The organism is Natronococcus sp. JC468, assembly GCF_012163165.1.
Taxonomy (GTDB): domain Archaea; phylum Halobacteriota; class Halobacteria; order Halobacteriales; family Natrialbaceae; genus Natronococcus; species Natronococcus jeotgali.
Genome location: NZ_JAAVUO010000014.1, coordinates 26,452 through 47,948, shown reverse-complemented (window position 1 = coordinate 47,948; position 21,497 = coordinate 26,452). Strand labels below are relative to the sequence as shown.

The 21,497-nt window shown below is 67.0% G+C and carries 18 protein-coding genes; 12 read left to right on the top strand and 6 right to left on the bottom strand.

The annotated features are described in order from the left end of the window. Window position 1: 1 nt before the first annotated feature. Window positions 2-448, bottom strand: a complete 447-nt coding sequence (locus GWG54_RS10260) for a UPF0179 family protein (protein WP_167937677.1) — start codon at window positions 446-448, stop codon at window positions 2-4. A 25-nt stretch (window positions 449-473) separates the two neighbouring features. Beyond that, window positions 474-905: a DUF5820 family protein gene (locus tag GWG54_RS10255; protein ID WP_167937676.1), complete on the bottom strand. Its 432-nt coding sequence runs from the start codon at window positions 903-905 to the stop codon at window positions 474-476. A gap of 548 nt (window positions 906-1,453) precedes the next feature. Between GWG54_RS10255 and GWG54_RS10250 the strand changes: the two genes are divergently transcribed. The 7 genes from GWG54_RS10250 to GWG54_RS10220 all read left to right on the top strand — a co-directional run bounded on the left by GWG54_RS10250 (window position 1,454) and on the right by GWG54_RS10220 (window position 11,700). Continuing rightward, window positions 1,454-3,526 (top strand): PrkA family serine protein kinase, encoded by a 2,073-nt coding sequence (locus GWG54_RS10250; protein ID WP_167937675.1) that lies wholly within the window; start codon window positions 1,454-1,456, stop codon window positions 3,524-3,526. A gap of 1 nt (window position 3,527) precedes the next feature. Continuing rightward, complete coding sequence (locus GWG54_RS10245) at window positions 3,528-5,813, top strand: PrkA family serine protein kinase (RefSeq protein WP_167937674.1); 2,286 nt, start codon at window positions 3,528-3,530, stop codon at window positions 5,811-5,813. Then, the gene (locus GWG54_RS10240; protein WP_167937673.1) at window positions 5,804-7,135 is read left to right on the top strand and encodes a YeaH/YhbH family protein; all 1,332 of its coding nucleotides are present in this window, start codon (window positions 5,804-5,806) and stop codon (window positions 7,133-7,135) included. Before GWG54_RS10245 ends, GWG54_RS10240 begins: the two co-directional genes overlap by 10 nt. Beyond that, the gene (locus GWG54_RS10235; RefSeq protein ID WP_167937672.1) at window positions 7,128-9,155 is read left to right on the top strand and encodes a SpoVR family protein; all 2,028 of its coding nucleotides are present in this window, start codon (window positions 7,128-7,130) and stop codon (window positions 9,153-9,155) included. Before GWG54_RS10240 ends, GWG54_RS10235 begins: the two co-directional genes overlap by 8 nt. A 66-nt stretch (window positions 9,156-9,221) precedes the next feature. After that, complete coding sequence (locus GWG54_RS10230) at window positions 9,222-10,235, top strand: HEAT repeat domain-containing protein (RefSeq protein ID WP_167937671.1); 1,014 nt, start codon at window positions 9,222-9,224, stop codon at window positions 10,233-10,235. Window positions 10,236-10,418: 183 nt separating this feature from the next. Further along, window positions 10,419-10,919 (top strand): response regulator, encoded by a 501-nt coding sequence (locus tag GWG54_RS10225; protein WP_209438383.1) that lies wholly within the window; start codon window positions 10,419-10,421, stop codon window positions 10,917-10,919. Between the two features lie 58 nt (window positions 10,920-10,977). After that, a complete protein-coding gene (locus tag GWG54_RS10220) occupies window positions 10,978-11,700 on the top strand; it encodes an SDR family oxidoreductase (protein ID WP_167937670.1) in 723 nt (240 codons plus the stop codon). 76 nt (window positions 11,701-11,776) lie between these two features. Here the strand turns inward: GWG54_RS10220 and GWG54_RS10215 are convergent, their stop codons facing one another. After that, entirely contained in the window at window positions 11,777-13,174 is a 1,398-nt protein-coding gene (locus GWG54_RS10215) for a sodium-dependent transporter (protein ID WP_167937669.1), read from the bottom strand. 154 nt (window positions 13,175-13,328) lie between these two features. Between GWG54_RS10215 and GWG54_RS10210 the strand changes: the two genes are divergently transcribed. The 3 genes from GWG54_RS10210 to GWG54_RS10200 all read left to right on the top strand — a co-directional run bounded on the left by GWG54_RS10210 (window position 13,329) and on the right by GWG54_RS10200 (window position 17,267). Beyond that, complete coding sequence (locus tag GWG54_RS10210) at window positions 13,329-14,873, top strand: acyl-CoA carboxylase subunit beta (protein WP_167937727.1); 1,545 nt, start codon at window positions 13,329-13,331, stop codon at window positions 14,871-14,873. Window position 14,874: 1 nt separating this feature from the next. Then, a complete protein-coding gene (locus GWG54_RS10205) occupies window positions 14,875-15,183 on the top strand; it encodes a hypothetical protein (protein WP_245242782.1) in 309 nt (102 codons plus the stop codon). 248 nt (window positions 15,184-15,431) lie between these two features. After that, entirely contained in the window at window positions 15,432-17,267 is a 1,836-nt protein-coding gene (locus GWG54_RS10200) for an acetyl-CoA carboxylase biotin carboxylase subunit (protein ID WP_167937726.1), read from the top strand. A 32-nt stretch (window positions 17,268-17,299) separates the two neighbouring features. On the opposite strand, the gene GWG54_RS10195 is transcribed toward GWG54_RS10200, so the two are convergent. Together GWG54_RS10195 and GWG54_RS10190 are read right to left on the bottom strand one after the other, a co-directional pair. Beyond that, the gene (locus tag GWG54_RS10195; RefSeq protein WP_167937668.1) at window positions 17,300-18,520 is read right to left on the bottom strand and encodes an FAD-dependent oxidoreductase; all 1,221 of its coding nucleotides are present in this window, start codon (window positions 18,518-18,520) and stop codon (window positions 17,300-17,302) included. A 38-nt stretch (window positions 18,521-18,558) separates the two neighbouring features. Next, a complete protein-coding gene (locus GWG54_RS10190) occupies window positions 18,559-19,641 on the bottom strand; it encodes a radical SAM protein (RefSeq protein WP_209438382.1) in 1,083 nt (360 codons plus the stop codon). Between the two features lie 151 nt (window positions 19,642-19,792). Here GWG54_RS10190 and GWG54_RS10185 point away from each other — a divergent pair, with 151 nt between their 5' ends. Further along, window positions 19,793-20,134, top strand: coding sequence for an Htur_1727 family rSAM-partnered candidate RiPP (locus tag GWG54_RS10185; RefSeq protein WP_167937667.1), 342 nt, complete (start codon window positions 19,793-19,795; stop codon window positions 20,132-20,134). A 52-nt stretch (window positions 20,135-20,186) separates the two neighbouring features. Here GWG54_RS10185 and GWG54_RS10180 read toward each other — a convergent pair whose 3' ends face one another. Beyond that, a complete protein-coding gene (locus tag GWG54_RS10180; protein WP_167937666.1) occupies window positions 20,187-20,588 on the bottom strand; it encodes a MoaD/ThiS family protein in 402 nt (133 codons plus the stop codon). A gap of 245 nt (window positions 20,589-20,833) precedes the next feature. Between GWG54_RS10180 and GWG54_RS10175 the strand changes: the two genes are divergently transcribed. After that, window positions 20,834-21,454 (top strand): hypothetical protein, encoded by a 621-nt coding sequence (locus GWG54_RS10175; RefSeq protein ID WP_167937665.1) that lies wholly within the window; start codon window positions 20,834-20,836, stop codon window positions 21,452-21,454. The last annotated feature ends 43 nt before the right edge of the window (window positions 21,455-21,497 follow it).

Below are 21,497 nucleotides of genomic sequence, written 5' to 3'. Positions count from 1 at the left end.
CTCACTCGTCGGTCTCGAGCTCGACCAGCTGGAGGGATCGGTCGAGGTGACAGACGTCGTGGGGCGGATCGCCGACGATCTTCCGGACCCGGTACTCCTCGTCGAACTCGACGCCGTCGGGCTCGCAGAACTCGTGGCTCGGACACTCGACGTACGGGCACGGACCCTGGAGGCTCGCCTTGCTGCCGGCGAACGCGCCCTTCGAGGGTACGTTCGCGCGCACGGGAACGGGTTCGACCTCGACGGCGCGGACCCCCTCGTCGTGCATCGCGCACTCGAGGGTCTGTGCGTTCTCGCGGACCGACGTGACGCGGTATCTGGTGTCGCGCGAGAGGTTGAGACACTGGCTGCGGTACGGACAGCCCGCGCAGCCGTCGGCCTCGCCCTCGTAGACGAACTCGGTTCCCGGCTCGGCCAGACGGGAGCCGATGAGGGTGACGGTGGACATACCGATCGGTAGTCGCGGACGGCGGTTAAGCCTCACGTCCGCGTCCGGACGACCGATCGTCGGCGTCGCCGACGAGCGCGTCGAGCCGTTCGAAGTACGCCTCGCGGGGAACCTGGTACGGGTCCCGGTAGTCGATCTCGCCGTCGTCGAACCGGCGGGCGAGCTCGACGGCGTGCTCGAGGCCCTGGGCGCGCGTCTCGAACCGGTCGGATTCGTCCAGGGAGACGTCGGGCTCGAGGTAGAAGGTCACGAACCAGTCGGTCGCGCCCGACCGGTCCGTCGGGTTGGCGCCCGTTCTGCGCGTTCGTCTCCCGTGTGTCAGATACAGCGTCGGCATGCAGGCCGGGGGAAACTCCTCGCCGTCGAAGACATCGGGTCGGTACGCGAGCACGACCCGTCCGTCGTCCCCGGCCGACCAGACCTCCCAGGCCTCGGGCAGCGACTCGAGTTCGCTCATACCGGCGGTACGAGCGATCGCCGTAAATGGTCGTCGTCCGGGAGACCTCGTCGTCGCCGTGAACGTTCGCGCGCCGTCGTCCCCGTCAGTCGCAAGGATAGCCGTTATGCCGATACCGCCTTACCTTGGTAAGTGGTATCGTCGACCACCCATACTTTCCAGCGACTCTATACGGAAACCATCTACTGGTAAATACCTTTTGGGGCTAAGCTTAAGTAGATGGATTGCTCACTCATTAAATACTATCGGTATCCGATCGGCGGACCGATCCACTTCGCGTCCGTCCCCGGCGCGCCGTCGTCCGAGACCGAAACAGCGGTCCTCGGCGGCGAGGGGTGGTGATAGCTCACACATGCCACGACGAACCGCCGCCGTTCACACCGGTTCGCGCCCTCCGCACGCCGCGTCGCGGAGCGGTTCGACCGCGAGGCGTCGAACGGACTCGAGACGGCGGGTAGCGGTGGTCCGGCTGCACGACGATACGGGTTGGTCGAACGACGCCCATTCCGAGACGACCGACGGGGGAGACCGAAACTGGCAATGATACCATGAACGGTGACATCGAGACGCTCGAAAAGCTCAGTACGGATTACAAGGAATCGATGCCCGCGGACCTGCGGGAGACCAAGTCCTTCGGCTGGTACCTCGAGGAGTGTTACAGGGATCCGAAGATCGCGCGCAACGCCCACCAGCGGGTCGCGGACATGTTCGACTACTACGGTACCACCTACGACGAGACCGAGGGCGTCGTGGAGTACAAACTCGCCTCCGAGGACCCGCTCGGCGACGGCGAGAACACCTTCTACGGGAAGGTGATCCACCAGTCGATCCACGAGTTCGTCAACAAGGTGAAATCGGGCGCTCGCCGGCTCGGTCCGGAGCGACGGATCAAGCTCCTGCTCGGCCCGGTGGGGTCGGGGAAGTCCCACTTCGACAAACAGGTGCGCAAGTACTTCGAGGACTACACGCTGCGCGAGGAGGGGCGGATGTACACGTTCCGCTGGACGAACCTCTGTGACGTCGTTCAGGACCAGGATCCGGCCGACGACATCGTCCGCTCGCCGATGAACCAGGACCCGCTGGTCCTCCTGCCCGTAGAGCAGCGCCAGCGGGTGATCGACGACCTGAACGAGGGGCTCGAGGCGCCCTACACCATCCAGAACGAGCAGGCGCTGGATCCCGAAAGCGAGTTCTACATGGACAAGCTGCTGGCGTACTACGAGGACGACCTCCAGCAGGTCTTAGAGAACCACGTCGAGGTGATCCGGCTGGTCGCCGACGAGAACAAGCGCCAGGCGCTGGAGACGTTCGAGCCCAAGGACAAGAAAAACCAGGACGAGACCGAACTCACGGGCGACGTCAACTACTCGAAGATCGCCATCTACGGCGAGTCGGACCCGCGCGCGTTCGACTACTCCGGGGCGTTCTGTAACGCCAACCGCGGGGTGTTCTCCGGCGAGGAACTGCTCAAACTCCAGCGGGAATTCCTCTACGACTTCCTGCACGCCACCCAGGAGCAGACGATCAAACCCAAGAGCAACCCGCGGATCGACATCGACCAGGTGATCGTCGGGCGGACGAACATGCCCGAGTACAAGGACAAGAAGGGCGACGAGAAGATGGAGGCCTTCAACGACCGCACCAAGCGGATCGACTTTCCGTACGTCCTCAGCTACGAGGACGAGGCCCAGATCTACGAGAAGATGCTGCACAACGCCGACGTTCCCGACATCAACGTCGAGCCCCACACCCTCGAGATGGCGGGGCTGTTCGGCGTGCTCACCCGGATCGAGGAGCCCGACACCGAGACCGTCGACCTGCTCTCGAAGGCCAAGGCGTACAACGGCGAGATCGACGAGGGCGACGACATCGACGTCAAGAAGCTCCGCGAGGAGGCGGAGGGGAAAGCCGAGATCGGGGAGGGGATGGTCGGCGTCTCGCCGCGCTTTATCGGCGACGAGATCGCCGAGGCGATCATGGACAGCAAGCACCGCTCGCGGGGCTTTCTCTCGCCGCTGACGGTGTTCAACTTCTTCGAGGAGAACCTGGAACACCACGGCTCGATCCCCGAGGACAACTTCGAGACGTACTACCGCTACCTCGAGACGGTCCGCGAGGAGTACCGCGAGCGGGCCATCGAGGACGTCCGCCACGCCTTAGCCTACGACATCGACGAGATCCAGCGCCAGGGCGAGAAGTACATGGACCACGTGATGGCCTACATCGACGACGACACGATCGAGGACGAACTCACGGGCCGCGAGCAGGAACCCGACGAAACCTTCCTGCGGGGCGTCGAGGAGAAACTCGACATTCCCGAGGACCGCAAGGAGTCGTTCCGCCAGGAGGTCTCGAACTGGGTCTCCCGGCGGGCCCGCGAGGGCGAGGCCTTCAACCCCCAGGACAACGAGCGGCTGCGCCGCGCCCTGGAACGCAAGCTCTGGGAGGACAAGAAACACAACATCAACTTCTCCGCGCTTGTCAGCGCCAACGAGTTCGACGACGACGAGCGCTCGGCCTGGATCGACGCGCTGATGGAACAGGGCTACTCCGAGGAGGGAGCCAAGGAAGTGCTCGAGTTCGCCGGCGCGGAGGTCGCCAAAGCCGAGATGGAAGACTAACATGACCGAACGCGACTACGTCAGCGCGGCCGACCGCACCCTCGAGGAGACCTACGAGGAGCCGATGGGTCTCGAGACCTACGTCGACCGGGTCTTCGAGAACCCGACGATCGCCTCCCACGCCTCGAAGTACCTGCTCGAGGCCATCGAGGCGGCCGGCACTCGCACCGTGGTCGAGGAGGGCGAGGAGAAGGAGCGCTACCGCTTCTTCGACGACCCGCACAACGACGGCGAGCACGCAATTCTGGGCAACACGGAGGTCCTGAATCGGTTCGTCGACGATCTCCGGGCGATCGCCGCGGGGCGGGCGAAAGACGAGAAGATCATCTGGTTCGAGGGACCCACGGCGACGGGCAAGTCCGAACTCAAGCGCTGTCTGGTCAACGGGCTGCGCGAGTACTCGAAGACGCCCGAGGGCCGGCGCTACACCGTCGAGTGGAACGTCACCACCGCCGACGTCGAGGAGCGCGGGCTGAGCTACGGCGCCGATCCGACGACGACCGACGACAGCCACTGGTACGAGAGTCCGGTCCAGGCCCACCCGCTGTCGGTGTTTCCCGACGCGGTTCGAGAGGCGCTGCTCGAGGAGTTGAACGACGGCCTCGATGACCACGTCCCCGTCCGGGTCGACGCCGAACTCGATCCGTTCTCCCGGGAGGCCTACGACTACCTCGAGGAGCACTACCGCCGCGAGGGGAAAGACGAGCTGTTCTCGGCGATCGCCGACGAGCAGCACCTCCGCGTGAAAAACTACGTCGTCGACGTCGGCCAGGGCGTCGGCGTCCTCCACAGCGAGGACGACGGTCGGCCGAAGGAGCGACTCGTCGGCTCGTGGATGCACGGGATGCTCCAGGAGCTGGACTCCAGAGGGCGGAAGAACCCGCAGGCGTTCAGCTACGACGGCGTCCTCTCGCAGGGCAACGGCGTCCTCTCGATTGTCGAGGACGCGGCCCAGCACGCCGACCTGCTCCAGAAGCTGCTGAACGTCCCCGATGAGCAGTCGGTGAAACTCGACCAGGGGATCGGGATGGACCTCGACACCCAGATGCTGATCATCTCGAACCCCGATCTGGAGGCCCAGCTCAACCAGCACGCCGATCGCAACGGGATGGACCCGCTGAAGGCGCTCAAACGCCGGCTCGACCGCCACCAGTTCGGCTACCTGACGAATCTGAGCCTCGAGACGGAGCTGATCCGCCGGGAGCTGACCGCGGAGACGTCGGTCTGGGAGGCGGAGAACTACCTCGATCTGGCCGATCGCATCCGCGAGCCGGTGACGGCGACGGTCAAGGACCGCGACGGCGACCCCCGACGGCGGGAGTTTGCCCCGCACGCGATCGAGGCCGCGGCGCTGTACGCGGTCGTCACTCGGCTCGACGAGGAGGACCTCCCCAACGGGTTAGACCTCGTCGACAAGGCCCTGATCTTCGATCAGGGCTACCTCCAGGAGGGCGACACCCGACGCGAGAAAGAGGAGTTCGACTTCGCCGACGACGGCGACGACGGCGACGGCGGGATCCCCGTCACCTACACGCGGGACACCCTCGCCGAGTTGCTCCAGACCGACCGCGACCGCCACCACGCCGACTTAGCCGTCGAGGACGTCGTCATGCCCCGGGACGTGCTCAACGCGATGGCCGAGGGGCTCTCCGAGGCGCCGGTGTTCTCGGCGGGCGAGCGCTCGGAGTTCGAGAACCGAGTCGTCCCGGTGAAGAACTACGTCTTCGACCGACAGGAGAGCGACGTCATCGAGGCGATCATGCACGAGAAACGCGTCGACGAGGAGACCGTCGCCGAGTACGTCGAACACGTCTACGCCTGGGAGACGGACGAGCCCCTGCAAAACGAACGGGGCGAGCGCGTCGAGCCGGACCCGCTGAAGATGAAGCTGTTCGAGGTCGAACACCTGGGACGCTTCTCGGAGGCCGAGTACGAGGGCAACGAGCCCCGGGAGAGCGTCCGCGACTTCCGGCGCGAGAAGGTGATCACGTCGCTGAACCGCCACGCGTGGGAACACCGCGACGAGGACTTCTCGGTCCAGGACGTCGACCTCACCGCGATTCCGGTGATCAAGTCGGTCCTCGAGAGCCACGACTGGGACGACGTCGAGCGAACCTTCGAGGACTTCGATCCCCGCCAGTGGGACGATCCGCCCGGCGGCACGGAGACCGACTCGATCAAGCGGCGGACGATCGCGACGATGGTCGACCGCTTCGACTACTCCGAGGCGTCGGCCGAACTGACCAGCAGGCACGTCATGGGACAGGTGAGCTACCGATGGGACTGAGAGACGACCTCGAGCGGTTCCGGGAGGTGGGCGAACAGCGCCGCGAGGACCTGGCGGATTTCATCAAGTACGGCGACCTCGCGGGCGGGCGCGGACGGATCCAGATCCCCGTCAAGATCGTCTCGCTGCCGGAGTTCGAGTACGATCAGCGCGATCAGGGCGGGGTCGGCCAGGGCGACGGCGACACGCCCGACGTCGGGCAACCGGTCGGCCAGCCCCAGCCCCAGCCGGGAGAGGGCGACGACGACGGCGACGGCGACGAGCCCGGCGAGGACGGCGGCGACCACGAGTACTACGAGATGGACCCCGAGGAGTTCGCCCAGGAGTTAGACGAGGAGCTGGGGCTCGATCTCGAGCCGAAGGGTAAGAAGGTCGTCGAGGAGAAGGAGGGTCCGTTCACCGACCTCACGCGCACCGGTCCCGACAGCACGCTCGACTTCGAGCGGATGTTCAAGGAGGGGCTCAAGCGCAAGCTCGCGATGGACTTCGACGAGGACTTTCTGCGGGAGGTCTGCAAGGTCGACGGCTTCGGTCCCCGGGACGTCTTCGAGTGGGCCCGCGGCGAGCGTATCCCGGTGTCGATGGCCTGGATCGAAGACGCCTACGACGACATCCCGCCGGCCGAACGCGGCGTGTGGGCCTCGATCGAGGAACTCGAGGACGAGGTCGAACGCGAGAGCGTCCAGGCGAAGATCCGCCGGGAGGGGATCAAACACGTCCCGTTCCGCCGGGAGGACGAGCGCTACCGCCACCCCGAGATCATCGAGGAGAAAGAGAAGAACGTCGTCGTCGTCAACATCCGGGACGTCTCGGGCTCGATGCGCGAGAAGAAACGCGAGCTCGTCGAGCGCACCTTCACCCCGCTGGACTGGTATCTCACGGGCAAGTACGACAACGCCGAGTTCGTCTACATCGCCCACGACGCCGAGGCCTGGGCGGTCGAGCGCGAGGAGTTCTTCGGCATTCGCTCCGGCGGCGGGACGAAGATTTCGAGCGCGTACGAACTGGCCCAGGAGCTGCTCGAGGAGTACCCCTGGAGCGACTGGAACCGCTACGTCTTCGCCGCGGGCGACTCCGAGAACTCCTCGAACGACACCGAGGAGCGGGTGATCCCGCTGATGGAGTCGATTCCGGCGAACCTCCACGCCTACGTCGAGACCCAGCCGTCGGGCAACGCGATCAACGCGACCCACGCCGAGGAGCTCGAGCGTCACTTCGGGACCGACGCCGAGGACGTCGCGGTGGCGTACGTCAACGGTGCCGACGACGTGACCGACGCGATCTACGAGATCCTCAGCACGGAGGACGATACGAATGAGTAACTCGAACTCGAACGCCGACAGATTCCGCAAGCAGGCGATCGCGACCGACCTCGAGGAGCCCGTGACCGAGGCCCGGAACCTCGCCCGGAAGCTCGGCCTCGAGCCGTACCCGGTCAACTACTGGATCGTCGACTACGACGAGATGAACGAGCTCATCGCCTACGGCGGGTTCCAGTCGCGATACCCCCACTGGCGGTGGGGGATGCAGTACGACAAGCAACGAAAGCAGGGCCAGTACGGCGGCGGAAAGGCCTTCGAGATCGTCAACAACGACAACCCGGCCCACGCGTTCCTCCAGGAGTCGAACACGCTGGCCGACCAGAAGGCCGTCATCACCCACGTCGAGGCCCACTCCGACTTCTTCGCGAACAACGAGTGGTTCGGCCTCTTTACGAGCGGACGCTCCGACCAGGAGGAGGTCGACGCCGCGGCCATGCTCGAGCGCCACGCCCGGGCGATCGACGAGTACATGTCCGACCCCGAGATCGACCGGGCCGAGGTCGAGAAGTGGATCGACCACTGTCTCTCCCTGGAGGACAACATCGACCAACACCAAGTGTTCACCCGGCGGCTGGACGGCGACGGCCCCGTCGAGGAGATCGACGAGGACGTGGCCGCGAAGCTCGACGAGCTGGGACTCTCCGAGGAGATCAAAGGCGAGGTGTTCGACGAGGAGTGGCTCGAGAAACTCGAGGGCGAGGACGTCCCCTCGAACTTCCCCGAGGAACCCCAGAAGGACCTGCTCTCGTTCGTCCGCGAGCACGGCAAGCAGTACGACGAGGACGCCGAGCGGGCCGTCGAGATGGTGCCCTGGCAACGGGACGTGCTGGATATGATGCGGGCGGAGGCGTACTACTTCGCCGCCCAGAAGATGACGAAGGTGATGAACGAGGGGTGGGCCGCCTACTGGGAGTCGGCGATGATGACCGACGAGGGGTTCGCCGGCGACGACGAGTTCGTCAACTACGCCGACCATATGGCGAAGGTGCTCGCCTCGGGCGGGCTCAACCCCTACAGCCTCGGACTGGAGCTGTGGGAGTACGTCGAGAACACGACCAACCGCCGGGAGGTCCTCGAGCGGTTGCTCCGGGTCGAGGGGATCACCTGGCGGAATCTGACCGACGTCGTCGACTTCGAGGCGGTGCTCGAGTTCCTCGAGCCGCCCGCGGCGCTGGCGAGCGTCGACGCCGACGGGCTCGACGAGCTCGCCGAGCTGCCCGAGGAGTGGGTCGACCGCGAGGCGCTCGAGCGCGCCCGCGCGGGCGAGGTCGACGTGGAGAACTACCCCTGGAAGCTGCTCACCTACGAGGGGCTGGCTCGCCGGCACTACTCGCTGGTCAAGCGCCAGCACCGCGGCTTCCTCGCTCGCGTGAACCAGAACGAACTCGAGCGGATCGGTCGCTACCTCTTCGACGACGCCCGCTACGCCTCGGTCGAGGAGGCGCTGGCCGACGTCGACTTCACTGCGGGCTGGGATCGGATGTACGACGTCCGGGAGAGCCACAACGACGTCACCTTCTTGGACGAGTTCCTCACCCAGGAGTTCATCACGGAGAACAACTACTTCACCTACGAGCACTCCCAGGCGACGGGCCAGTTCCACGTCGCCAGCGACGCCGCCGAGGACGTCAAAAAGAAGCTCCTGTTGCAGTTCACCAACTTCGGGAAGCCGACGATTGCGGTCTATGACGGCAACTACAACAACGCCAACGAACTGCTGTTGGGCCACCAGTACAACGGCGTCGTGCTCGATCTGGGGCAGGCCCGCGAGACGCTCAAGCGGGTCTTCGAACTCTGGGGACGGCCCGTGAACCTGCTGACGATCGTCAAAGAGGTCGACGAACACGACGTCGAGGTCGCGAAGCGGCGCAACCGCGAGCCGGAACCCGAAGAGCGCGGAAAGCTCATCCGCTACGACGGCGACGAGGCGACGATCGAGGACGTCCCCTGGGAGGAGGTCGAACACCTCGCAGCAGACGACGTCGACTACGACACCAAACCCGAGGAGTGGCTCGCCTGAGAACTCTCTCTCGAGCGGCGGACAGTCGTAACGCTTTTATTGATTTTCAGAGATAGGGTAGACGAGATGGATCGGGATGGGGGACCCGCCGTCGAACAGCGACGGCGATCCGATGCGGTAGATCTGCCGCTGGTGTTGAGCCAGCTCGATGCTACGGATCCGGAAACCAGACGGGACGCCGTCCTGCGGGTTCGGGACGGCGTCGACGAGGTGCCGTGTACGTACGTGCCGACGGTACCGAAGCTCCGGGAACTGCTCGACGATCCCGAATTCGAACTGCGGGAGGAAGTCGCGTACTCCCTGGCGGAGCTGGCCGTCGAGGCCCCGTCCGACGTCGCCCCGTCGATCGACGCGATCGTCGCGGCCGCGGTCGACGACGAGCGAACGTCGGCGACGGGGGAGCTGTTGCGGAGTCTCGCCGCCGTGGCCGAGGAGCGGCCGACCGCGGTCGCCGAGCACGTCCCCGCGATCGTCGACGTGACCCGAGCCCGGGACGGCGACGTCCGGGGGATCAGAACGCTGGCACACGTCGCACGGGCACGCCCGGAAGCCCTCGAGCCTGCCCTCGGGCTGCTGACCGAAACGGTGGCGCCCGAACCCGACGACGGGGCCGTCTCCGCGCTGTCCGCGCTGGGTCGTCTCGGGCGCTCGGAGGCCGACCTGTCCTCGCTCGCGTTCGTCGACCACGCCGTCGACCTCGCCGACCGCGACGGCCCGAAGCTCCGGCGCAACGCGGTCGGCTGTCTGGCCGACGTCGCCCACCGACGGCCGGAGGCCGTCGAACCGGTCTGTCGGCGGATCCACCCGGCTCTCGAGAGCGACGACCCCGAGACCCGCGCGAACGCGGCGGTGACGTTCGGCCGCGTCGCCGCCGCCGAGCCGTCGGTCGTCGAGCCCGTGCGCTCGCGGCTGTTCGCGCTGCTCGAGGACGACCACCCGTACGTTCGCGCGAGCGCCTGCACTGCACTCGGGCACGGGAACGTCACCGAGGCCCGCGAACGGCTTTCGACGCTCGCGACCGGAGACCCCGAGTCGACCGTCCGGGACCGAGCGGCGTGGGCCTGTGGAAAGCTCTCGTAGCGGTCTCGAACCGGATCGACCCGCGGTCGGGTTCGCGGACGTCCGCCGCTCGAACGATCGGCTTCCGTTCGGCTGGAACCGGGGCTCAGAGATTATTTCATAAATGTATACTATATATTATGTCTGAATGGTATACAAGCTTATATGGGTGGACTGTGCATACTGTCAGTATAGTTTGAAGTTATGGAGAGTAAACAGTTCTCGGCCCGGAAGTCCACGGCGCTGAAACGGTCGACACACGGGGTCGGCTCCGAGGAGAGCGTCCGGGTGTTGCTGATCGAGAACGACCCGAACGACGCTCGGCGAGCGCAGGAGGCGTTCGAGTCGGTTTCGACGACCACGACGATCGAGGTTCGGACGGACGGCGAGGCGGCGCTTGCGTACCTCGAGGAGCGAGCCGACGGATCGAAGCCGGCCCCGGATCTCGTCTTGCTGGCGCTGGATCTGCCGGCGGTCGACGGGTTCGAGTTCCTCGAGGCGGTCCGCGGCGACGAGGCGCTGGTCCGAATCCCGGTGCTCGTGTTGACCGACTCGAGCGCCACCGACGACATCGCCGAGAGCTACCGGCGGGCCGCGAACGCCTACCTGGCGAAGCCGTCGGATCCCGGCGAGTTCGAGCGGGTCGCGAGCGCGATCGAGCAGTTCTGGTTTCGGCGGGTTTCGCTCCCTCCCCGCGAGTTCTGAACCGCGCTCGGGCGCTTCCGGCGGGGGATTGATCTACGTGGGCGTGGAGGGAGGTGACATGTGTCCGCAAACGTCGTTCGAGGTCGAGTTCACCGACACGGTCGCGATCGTCACCGGCGCGAGCGGGGCCCTGGGCAGCGCGGTCGTCGATCGCTTCCGGAGCGCCGGCGCGACCGTCTGTGCCGTTGACGTCGTCGAACCCGACGACGAGGACAGCCTGCTCGAGCCCGACGACCGAACCCACTTCTACGAGACGGACCTGACGGACGAGGCGGCGGTCTCGGGGCTCGTCGACGAGGTGATCGACGACCACGGACGACTCGATCACCTCTGTAACGTCGCGGGGACCTGGCGGGGCGGGCAGCCGATCGAGGATACCGACCTCGAGGAGTTCGAACTCCTGGTGGACGTCAACCTGAAAACGGCGTTTCTGGCCTCGAAACACGCCCTGCCCCACCTGCAGGACTCGGAGGGGTCGATCGTCAGTATCAGCGCCCGCTCGTCGCTCGAGGGTGGCGAGGGCGACGGCCCCTACCGGATCACCAAGGCGGGGATCAGGCTGCTCACGGAGACGCTGGCGGCCGAAAACGAGGGGATCGTCCGGGCAAACTGCGTGATGCCCAGCGTGATCGACACTCCGATGAACCGGGAGATGATGCCCGACGCCGACCACGAGAAGTGGGTCGATCCGGGCGAGATCGCCGACGTGCTGGCGTTTCTCTGTAGCGACGGCGCTGCGGTAACGAGCGGCGCGGCGATCCCCGTCTACGGCGAGGCCTAGCGCGGTCGATCCCGAGTCGCCTCCGGAGCCGGGACGACCGACGTCCGTTCGCAGAAAACGAGTCGGCGCCGACCGGCTAGAGGTTCTCGCCGATCCAGCCGGCGAAGTCCTGGGTCAGGAAGTCGACGTAGTCCGTCACCCCGAGGTACAGCGTCACGACGAGGACGACGATGATCGGGACGCGAACCGCCCAGATCCACGCCTGGCCCCACACCCCGAGGTCGCCGATCCCCTTCGAGAGCTCCTCGACGGCGAACGACGGGGTGATCCAGCCGACCAGCACCATCAGGACGAGCGCGCCGAACACCAGCAGGATCCCGTTCGCGAAGAGATCCAGCAGGTCCAGGAAGATCAGGTCGAAGGTCACCGGCACCCCGAGCAGGTAGACGACCGTCCCCATCCCGAGGGCGGCCTTCCACCGTTCGACGCCCTTCTCGTCGATGACGTAGGCGGTCACGACCTCGAGCAGCGAGATCGCGCTCGAGAGCGCCGCGATGGCGACGGTTCCGAAAAACAGGATCCCGAGGAGGCGACCGCCCGGGAGGCCCGCGAACGCGTCCGTCATCGAGACGAAGATCGCGCCGGCGCCGCCTGCCCCGGGTTCGGTGATACCGCCCGCGAAGAAGACGGGGAAGACGACCAGTCCGGCCAGGAACGCGATTCCGGTGTCGAACCCGACGATGGTGGCGGCGTCTCTGGTCAGACTACGATCCTCGCCGAGGTAGGACGCGTAGGTGATCATCACGCCCATCCCGAGCGAGAGCGTGAAGAACGCCTGGCCGGCCGCCGCGGGCAGCAGGCTCTGCCAGTTCTCGAGGATGACGCCGAAATCCGGCGACAGGTAGTACTGGTACCCCGCCCCGGAGCCCGGAAGCGTGAACGCCCAGACGGCCATCCCGCCGAGGAGCAGCAGGATCGCCGGCACCATCGCCTTCACCGCGAGTTCGATCCCGCGACGGATGCCGAGCGCGATGATCACGATCGAAAGCGCCATGATCAGCGTGTGAAACAGGAACGCGCCGGTTCCGGTCGAGAAGTCGGCGAACATGATCGCGGCCGCGGGCTCGCCGGCCTCCGCTGCCGCGCTCTCGTAGCCCGCGAGGTGCCCGGCGTAGCTGTCGCGAAAGCCCTCGAGGAAGTACCGAACGAACCAGCCGGCGACGACGCTGTAGTACGACAGGATGACGAACCCGGTGACGATGAACACGCCGCCGACGTACTTCCAGACGTTCCCCCCCAGTTGCATCAGGGCGCCGACCGGGTTCCGCTCGGTGCGCCGTCCGACGACGAACTCGACGAGGATCGCCGGGAATCCGACGAGCGCGACGAACAGCAAGTAAACGATCAGGAAGGCTGCACCCCCGCCTTCGCCCGTGACGAACGGGAACCGCCAGATGTTCCCCAACCCCACCGCGCTCCCGACGGCGGCGAGGATGAACCCCGTTCTCGTGGCCCATGTTTCGCGTTGTACCATGGGTCACTATTTAAAAGACGGCTATATATAACTTTTGTAGAATGCCGCTCTCGGGCATTCGTTCCCGATCAATTGTGGCAGGTTACGGAATTCTTTTCATAATGGTCGTCACACAACCGCGTATGCAACCGACGGAGGTGCTCTCGGCATGACGATGGAGGATCGCATCGAGGAGCTCGAGGAGTTCCGCGAGGAAGCCCGGAAGGGCGGCGGCGAGGAGCGCATCGAGAAGCAACACGAGAAAGGAAAGATGACCGCCCGCGAGCGGATCGACTACTTCCTCGACGAGGGCACGTTCACGGAGTTCGACCAGCTCCGGACCCACCAGACCAGCCAGTTCGGGATGGAGGAGAAGAAGGTTCCGGGCGACGGCGTCGTCACGGGGTACGGCGAGGTCAACGGCCGAACCGTCTTCGTCTTCGCCCACGACTTCACTGTCTTCGGCGGCTCGCTGGGCGAGGTCTTCGCCGAGAAGATCTGCAAGGTGATGGACATGGCGATGGAGGTCGGCGCCCCCATCGTCGGGCTCAACGACTCCGCGGGCGCCCGCATCCAGGAGGGCGTCAAGAGCCTGGCGGGCTTTACCGAGATCTTCCGGCGCAACCAGGAGGCCAGCGGCGTCGTCCCCCAGGTCTCGGGGATCATGGGCCCCTGCGCCGGCGGCGCGGTCTACTCTCCGTCGATCACCGACTTCATCTTCATGGTGAAGGACACGAGCCACATGTACATCACCGGCCCCGGCGTCACCAAGACCGTCACCGGGGAGGACGTCACCCACGAGGAACTCGGCGGGGCGATGACCCACGCCGACAAGACCGGAGTCGCCGAGTTCGCCTGCGAGAGCGAGGAGCAGGCCTTGGACGACATCAAGCGCCTGCTCTCCTACCTCCCACAGAACAACGTCGAGGATCCGCCGCGGGTCGACCCCTGGGACGACCCGGATCGGCGCGACGAGGCCCTCGAGTCGATCGTCCCCGACAGCCCACAGAAGCCCTACGACATGACCGACGTCATCGACAGCGTGGTCGACGAGGGTTCGTTCTTCGAGGTCGCGGAGAACTTCGCGAAGAACATCGTCGTCGGCTTCGGCCGACTCGACGGCCGCTCCGTGGGTCTCGTGGCGAACCAGCCCCGCGTCAACGCCGGCACGCTCACCGTCGATGCCTCGATGAAGGGCTCGCGATTCGTCCGCTTTTGCGATTCCTTTAACATCCCGATCGTCACCTTCGTCGACGTTCCCGGCTACATGCCCGGGACCGACCAGGAACACCGCGGGATCATCCGTCACGGCGCGAAGCTGCTGTACGCCTACTCCGAGGCGAGCGTGCCGCTGCTGACGGTTATCACGCGCAAGGCCTACGGCGGCGCCTACTGCGTGATGGCCTCCAAAAATCTCGGCGCCGACGTCAACTACGCCTGGCCGACCGCCGAGATCGCGGTCATGGGTCCCCAGGGCGCGGTCAATATCCTCTACCGCGAGGAGCTCGCCGAGGCCGAGAATCCCGACGAGCTCCGGGACGAGCTCATCGAGGAGTACCGCGAGGAGTTCGCCAACCCCTACACGGCGACGGACAAGGGCTTTCTCGACGACGTCATCCTCCCGACCGAGACGCGCCCGCGGCTGATCGACGACCTCGAGATGCTCGAGACGAAACGCGAGGACAACCCCGACAAGAAACACGGAAACATCCCGCTCTGAGATGACCGCACAGCACCAACCGGCGGCCGCCGGCGACCCGCTGAGCGCGCTTCCGGAGGGCGTCGACCTCGAGTTGCCCGACGATGCCGACAGCGAGGAGGCCGCGGCCATCGTCGCCGCTATCGGCGCCCACCTCCACGACCAGGCGCTCGCCGCCGCAGCCGCTGCGGCCGACGAGGAGGCGACCTGGCAGGACCGCCGCTGGGCGTTCGCCGGCCGCGTGCGCACCCAGCAGCACCGCGACGTCCGCGTCCCGCTGGACGCGCCGACCGATCCCTGGTCGGCCGCCGGACGGACGGACCGCTTCTGAGCGGCGCTCGAGCTCGCTCCGTTCGCGGTCAGGCTCGTCGGCGAGGAGGCTGCCCGTCGCGGGACGATCGGCGGCCCGACCCCGCGACGCCGATCGCACGCTCCGCAGTCAGGGTCGGTCGCCCCCGGCGTCGGACCGATGGCGCGTAGGGCCGCTCCCAGCGACGGCTGTAAACCGACCCCGACCCGTCGGTTAACCGATTCGTTGCGAAAAAGTAAGGTAGGCACCCCGTGACGGTTCTGACAGAAATGTTCAGGAAGGTTCTCGTCGCGAACCGCGGGGAGATCGCCGTTCGGGTGATGCGGGCCTGCGAGGAGTTGAACGTCGGAACCGTCGCGATCTACTCTGAGGCCGACAAGGACTCGGGGCACGTCCGGTACGCCGACGAGGCCTACAACGTCGGCCCGGCCCGCGCCGCGGACTCCTACCTCGATCACGAGGCGGTCATCGAGGCCGCCCGCAAGGCCGACGCCGACGCGATCCATCCTGGGTACGGCTTCCTCGCGGAGAACGCCGAGTTCGCGAGCAAGGTCGAGGACGCCGAGGGGATCACCTGGATCGGACCGTCGAGTTCGGCCATGGAGTCGCTGGGCGAGAAGACCAAGGCCCGCTCGATCATGAGCGAGGCCGACGTGCCGATCGTTCCCGGGACGACCGACCCCGTCACCGACCCCGAGGAGGTCAAGGCTTTCGGCGAGGAGCACGGCTATCCGATCGCCATCAAGGCTGAGGGCGGCGGCGGCGGCCGCGGGATGAAGGTCGTCTGGGACGAAAGCGAGGTCGAGGACCAACTCGAGAGCGCCAAACGCGAGGGCGAGGCCTACTTCGACAACGACTCGGTCTACCTCGAGCGCTACCTCGAGAACCCCCGCCACATCGAGGTCCAGATCCTCGCCGACGGCGAGGGCAACGTCCGCCACCTCGGCGAGCGGGACTGCTCGCTCCAGCGCCGTCACCAGAAGGTCATCGAGGAGGGTCCCTCCGCCGCGCTGACCGACGCGCTCCGCGAGAAGATCGGCGAGGCCGCCCGCCGCGGCGTTTCGGCGGCCGACTACACCAACGCCGGCACCGTCGAGTTCCTCGTCGAGGAGGAGCTCGGCCGGGACGAACCCCTGGGGCCGGACGCGAACTTCTATTTCCTCGAGGTCAACACCCGGATCCAGGTCGAACACACCGTCACCGAGGAGATCACGGGGATCGACATCGTCAAGCGCCAGATCCGGATCGCCGCGGGCCAGACGATCGACTTCGACCAGGACGACGTCGACATCGACGGTCACGCCATCGAGTTCCGGATCAACGCCGAGAACGCCGCGAACGACTTCGCGCCCGCGACAGGCGGCACGCTGACGACGTACGACCCGCCGGGCGGGATCGGCGTCCGCATGGACGACGCGCTCCGGCAGGGCGACGAGCTCGTCACCGACTACGACTCGATGATCGCGAAGCTGGTCGTCTGGGGCGAGGACCGGGACGAGTGCATCGAGCGCTCGCTGCGGGCCCTGCGCGAGTACGAGATCGAGGGGATCCCGACGATCGTCCCGTTCCACCGGCTGATGCTCACCGACGAGCGGTTCGTCGAGAGCACCCACACGACGAAGTACTTGGACGAGGAGCTCGACGAGAGCCGGATCGCCGAGGCCCAGGAGCAGTGGGGATCCGAGAGCGCCGACGCCGACGGTGAGGAGGACGCCGTCGAACGGGAGTTCACCGTCGAGGTCAACGGCAAGCGCTTCGAGGTCAACCTCGAGGAACACGGCGCGCCCGCGATCGCAGCCGGCGACGGCGGCGCCCAGGCCCAGCCCCAGGCCGGCGGCCCGCCCGAACCGGCGGGCGGAAGCGACGACGGCGAAACCGAGATCGAGGGCGACGGCGAGACCGTCGACGCCGAGATGCAGGGGACGATCCTCGGCGTCGAGGTCGAGGTCGGCGACGAGGTCGCCGCCGGCGACGTGCTGGTCGTCCTCGAGGCGATGAAGATGGAAAACGACGTCGTCGCCTCCCGTGGCGGCACCGTTTCCCAGATCGCCGTCGAGGAAGGCGAGAGCGTCGACATGGGCGATACGCTGGTCGTCCTCGAGTAGCGGTTCGAGGCGTCTTTTCGACGGGTGAGCGCTCAGCTCCCGACGACGTCCTCGTCGGTCGGCCCCTGGCCGTCGAACTCGGCGACCAGGTCGTCGAGACGGGCGGGATCGTCCGCGACGGTGAGCCGCCGGGTCGCGGTCTCGCAGTCCGCGTCGACGCCGAGGTCCGCACAGACCAGGTCGGCCGTCGCCTCGGCCATCTTCCGGTAGGTCGTCAGCTTTCCGCCGACGATCGTCGCGAGGTTGTCGACGCCCTCCTCGCCGTGCTCGAGCAGGTGAAAGCCCCTCGAGATCCCCCGCGCGTCGATCGCGGCCTCCTCGGGCTCGTAGAGGGGACGAACGCCCCACCAGGTCCGCAGGTGGGCGGCGTCGGCGACCGCGGGCAGCATCTTCGCACACTCCTCGACGGAACGTTCGACCTCCCAGTCGGCTCGCTCGTACTCCTCGGGGTCGTCGACGGGGACGCTGGTCGTCCCGAGGACGACCTCGTCGTCGTGGGGGACGACGATGTCGCCGTCGTCGGGATCGCGACAGCGGTTGAGAACCGGCTCGAGGCGGTCGTAGTCGACCGAGACCATCACGCCCCGCGTGGGCTGGAGCTCGACGGTCGCGCCGACCAGCTCGGCGATCGACGACGCGTAGGGCCCCGCGGCGTTGACGACGTACGTCGGCTCGATCGTTCCGTCGACCTCGCCGCCGAGTTCGACCTCGGTGATCCGCCCGCCCTCGCGTCGCATATCCGTCACGGGCGCGTGGGTCAACACGTCGGCGCCGTGTTCGCGGGCGTCGGCCGCGTTCGCCGCGACCAGCCGCGAGGGGTAGACGACGCCGTCGGGAACCCGCAGCGCCCGTTCGACGTCCTCGCTCAGGTCCGGAACCACCTCCCGCGCGGTATCGCCGTCGACGACCTCCGTCGGGATGCCGACCTCCTTACAGGCCTCGCGTTTGGCCTCGAAGTAGGCCGGATCGTCCTCGCTCAACTGGACGAACAGGCCGCCTGTCTCCCTGATGCAGGCGCCCGCGATCTCGGCGAGCGTGCGGTTCTCCTCGAGGCAGGCTCGGGCCTCGGGCCCGTCGGCCTCGGCGTAGCGGGCGCCGCTGTGGAGCAGGCCGTGGGAGCGTCCCGAGGTGCCCGCCGAGAGCCCGCCGCGCTCGGCGAGGGTGACGTCGACGCCCCGAAGCGCGAGGTCCCTGGCGATTCCGGTGCCGGTGGCGCCCCCGCCGACCACGAGGACGTCGGTTCGTCGATCCATACCGTCGCGAGGGCCCGGAGACGGACATGCCTTTCACCTTACGCGGTCGGGTTGGGCGACTCGCGTTCCCAGGGGAGCGGGCCGTCGTACCCCTCGGGAACGTACGGACAGAGCGGGTCGCTCGCCAGCGGGTTTCCGGTGTGAGTGTACGCTCGCGAGCGGCTGCCGCCGCAGATCGTTCGGTAGGGGCAGGCGCCGCACTTCCCCTCGAGGGCCTCGCGGTCCCGTAACTTGCCGAACAGGGGCGCCTCGCGGTACAGCTCGTGGACGGGCCGCTCCCGGACGGAGCCGACCGACCGCGGGAGAAAGCCCGAGGGGAAGACCTCGCCCGCGTGGCTGACGAACGCGAAGCCGTCGCCCGCGATGACGCCCGCCCGTCCGCCCGCGTCCGAGTCGTCGTCCGCGCTGCGCTGCGCGAGCACGCGGCGGTAGTGGGGCGCCTCGGTCGTCTTGAGCCCGAACGGCTCCTCCTCGGCGACGGCGGCGAGCCACCGCATCACGGCGTCGGCCTCGGCGGGGTCGATCGGCTCGAGGACCCGTCCCCGACCGATCGGGACGAGGAAGAAGACACTCCACATCACGGCGCCGAGTTCGGTCAACAGGGTGCGGATCGCGGGGAGCTCGCCGACGGTCTCCCGGCAGACGGTCGTGTTGACCTGGACCGGAATCCCGACGTTGCGCGCGTCCTCGACGGCCCGGATCGTCTCCGCGAAGCTGCCCGTCTCCCCGCGGAAGGCGTCGTGGCTCTCGGCGGACGCTCCGTCGAGGCTGACCGCGAGTCGCCTGAGCCCCGCGTCGGCGAGCGCTTCGATCCGCTCGGCCGACAGCGAGCGGGTCCCGCTCGGCGTCATCGTCATCCGCAGCCCCAGCTCGTCTCCGTAGGCTACCAGCTCCGCGATATCGTCCCTGACGAGCGGGTCCCCGCCCGAGAGGACCACGAGCTGTCCCTCCCCGAACGCGGCCGCGTCCTCGAGCAGGCGCTTCCCCTCGGCGGTCGTGAGCTCGTCGGGGTGACGGTCGGGCTGTGCGTCGGCCCGGCAGTGGTCACAGGAGAGGTCACAAGCCTGCGTCACTTCCCAGATGAGCACGACCGGTCGCTCCGAGGTGTCGACGTGGTACATCGGCTGGATCTGCCGTCGGCCGGGGCAAATTCCTTCCAGCCCGTTCTCGGAACCCGAGAACTCGGCGGAACACGTTCGCCTCCGCGAGCGGTGTTCCAGAATCCCGAGAACGGACGAAACGACCTTCGGGGTTCCCCCGGAGCGCTTGCGTATGGTCGAGAAGACGATCCGTTCGAAGGTCGAAGGAGCAAAGCGAACGACTGCGACACCCCGGTGGGAGGTGTTCGTTCGCGACGCGGAGACCGAGCCGCTGAGCTACGTCGGCACCGTGGTCGCGCCCGACGAGGAGACCGCCCACGAGCGCGCCTCGCGGCTGTTCGGCTGGTACGCGGTCGACGTCTGGCTCTGTCCGGCCGCCGACGTCGTGCGGTACTCGGCGCGGGGGCGTGAGGCCGAGGCGGGCGGAGACGATACCGTCCCCGGAGAACGCGGCGGGACGGAGCCGCGGGTCTACGAGGAGACCGAGGGAACACCCCGGGTGCGCGAGCGCTGACGGACGGCGCGGACGGATCGCCGTCGGTCACGACCCGGAACCGCGTCCCGTCTCAACAACAGAACATGAACGGGTAGATCATCGCCACCCGGTCGCCGTCCTCGAGTTCGGTCTCGAACCCCTCGAAGTGCTCGTTGAACCGGCCGTTGATACAGACGCGGGCGTAGGGACGGGTCTGGTCGCCCTCGGGGTTCTTCCGCCAGGTGCCCGGCAGTTCGTCGGGGACGGGGGCCCACCCGTGGGCGGTCGCGTCGGCCTCGGTTTCGGCGATGAGCATCTCCTCGACGTCGTACTCCTCGAAGAAGGCCTCGAGGAACTCCCGAAGCGTCGTCCCCTCGAACGCGAACTCGAGGGCGTAGGCGCCGACGGCGTCGCGAACGTGGCCGGTACAGCGAACGTCGACGGTCGTCACTCCTACCTGCTGGTCGGCCGCGGCAGTAGTCTGCGCTGTCATAGCCGACTCGACGGGCCGAGCAGACAAACGGTCGGTCCCGAACAAGTTCGGCCCAGGATTCCCGACGCGGTCGTCCGCCCCGAACGATGTCGCCGCCCCAGGCGGATCGACCCGGCTTCCGTATGACTGTTTTTACAAAAATTCTGACGGTCATCCGCCAGTCAATAAGTAATGAACAGTATTTTAGCCTAGGAGAAGGAAGAAAAAGACTATGTACCGATAATCGCTGTGTCTGAGTGCAGACGATGTCCCTCCAGACAGACCACCCACCACGCCCCGCGAACGACGCCGAGACGGAGGCGGCGTCACTCTCCGACGACGACGTGTTCCACATCCTGCAGACGAACCGTCGCCGGGACGCGATCCGATACCTCCTCGAGCAGGACGAACCGGTCCGGATGCGCGACGTCGCCGAATACGTCGCCGCGATCGAGAACGATACCTCAGTCGCGAAACTGACCTCCACGGAGCGCCAGCGCGTTTACATCCCGCTGTACCAGTCCCACCTCCCGAAGCTCGACTCGGAGGGGATCATCGAGTACAACAAGTCCCGCGGGATCGTTCGACCGACCGAGAAACTCGAGCTCTTTCGGCCGTACCTCGAGCTCTCCGGCGTCGGCGAGGCCGACGGCGGCGCCGCGGAACGGCCCGACGCGGTCCGCGCAGCGGCGAGCGCGAGCCTGCTGTTGGCCTCGGCGATCGGCGCCTACGCCGCGGTCGGCGCCGCCGCGACCAGCCTCCCGCTGGCGATCGCCCTCGGCGCGGTCGCGTTCCCCGGGTTCGTTCTCGGGACGGTCGCCACCGCCCGGCTCGCGCTGGGGCTCGACTCGGAGGGCGTCCCGTCGCTCCTTCGGTCCGGGGAGTAGGCTCGAGAACGACGGGTGGGTGTGTCTCTCCGGTATCTACAGT

Excerpts from the sequence above, each read along its gene's own strand:
- GWG54_RS10260 (WP_167937677.1), bottom strand. The coding sequence starts at position 448 with ATGTCCACCGTCACCCTCATCGGCTCCCGTCTGGCCGAGCCGGGAACC.
- GWG54_RS10255 (WP_167937676.1), bottom strand. The coding sequence starts at position 905 with ATGAGCGAACTCGAGTCGCTGCCCGAGGCCTGGGAGGTCTGGTCGGCC.
- GWG54_RS10250 (WP_167937675.1), top strand. The coding sequence starts at position 1,454 with ATGAACGGTGACATCGAGACGCTCGAAAAGCTCAGTACGGATTACAAG.
- GWG54_RS10245 (WP_167937674.1), top strand. The coding sequence starts at position 3,528 with ATGACCGAACGCGACTACGTCAGCGCGGCCGACCGCACCCTCGAGGAG.
- GWG54_RS10240 (WP_167937673.1), top strand. The coding sequence starts at position 5,804 with ATGGGACTGAGAGACGACCTCGAGCGGTTCCGGGAGGTGGGCGAACAG.
- GWG54_RS10235 (WP_167937672.1), top strand. The coding sequence starts at position 7,128 with ATGAGTAACTCGAACTCGAACGCCGACAGATTCCGCAAGCAGGCGATC.
- GWG54_RS10230 (WP_167937671.1), top strand. The coding sequence starts at position 9,222 with ATGGATCGGGATGGGGGACCCGCCGTCGAACAGCGACGGCGATCCGAT.
- GWG54_RS10225 (WP_209438383.1), top strand. The coding sequence starts at position 10,419 with ATGGAGAGTAAACAGTTCTCGGCCCGGAAGTCCACGGCGCTGAAACGG.
- GWG54_RS10220 (WP_167937670.1), top strand. The coding sequence starts at position 10,978 with ATGTGTCCGCAAACGTCGTTCGAGGTCGAGTTCACCGACACGGTCGCG.
- GWG54_RS10215 (WP_167937669.1), bottom strand. The coding sequence starts at position 13,174 with ATGGTACAACGCGAAACATGGGCCACGAGAACGGGGTTCATCCTCGCC.
- GWG54_RS10210 (WP_167937727.1), top strand. The coding sequence starts at position 13,329 with ATGGAGGATCGCATCGAGGAGCTCGAGGAGTTCCGCGAGGAAGCCCGG.
- GWG54_RS10205 (WP_245242782.1), top strand. The coding sequence starts at position 14,875 with ATGACCGCACAGCACCAACCGGCGGCCGCCGGCGACCCGCTGAGCGCG.
- GWG54_RS10200 (WP_167937726.1), top strand. The coding sequence starts at position 15,432 with ATGTTCAGGAAGGTTCTCGTCGCGAACCGCGGGGAGATCGCCGTTCGG.
- GWG54_RS10195 (WP_167937668.1), bottom strand. The coding sequence starts at position 18,520 with ATGGATCGACGAACCGACGTCCTCGTGGTCGGCGGGGGCGCCACCGGC.
- GWG54_RS10190 (WP_209438382.1), bottom strand. The coding sequence starts at position 19,641 with ATGTACCACGTCGACACCTCGGAGCGACCGGTCGTGCTCATCTGGGAA.
- GWG54_RS10185 (WP_167937667.1), top strand. The coding sequence starts at position 19,793 with ATGGTCGAGAAGACGATCCGTTCGAAGGTCGAAGGAGCAAAGCGAACG.
- GWG54_RS10180 (WP_167937666.1), bottom strand. The coding sequence starts at position 20,588 with ATGACAGCGCAGACTACTGCCGCGGCCGACCAGCAGGTAGGAGTGACG.
- GWG54_RS10175 (WP_167937665.1), top strand. The coding sequence starts at position 20,834 with ATGTCCCTCCAGACAGACCACCCACCACGCCCCGCGAACGACGCCGAG.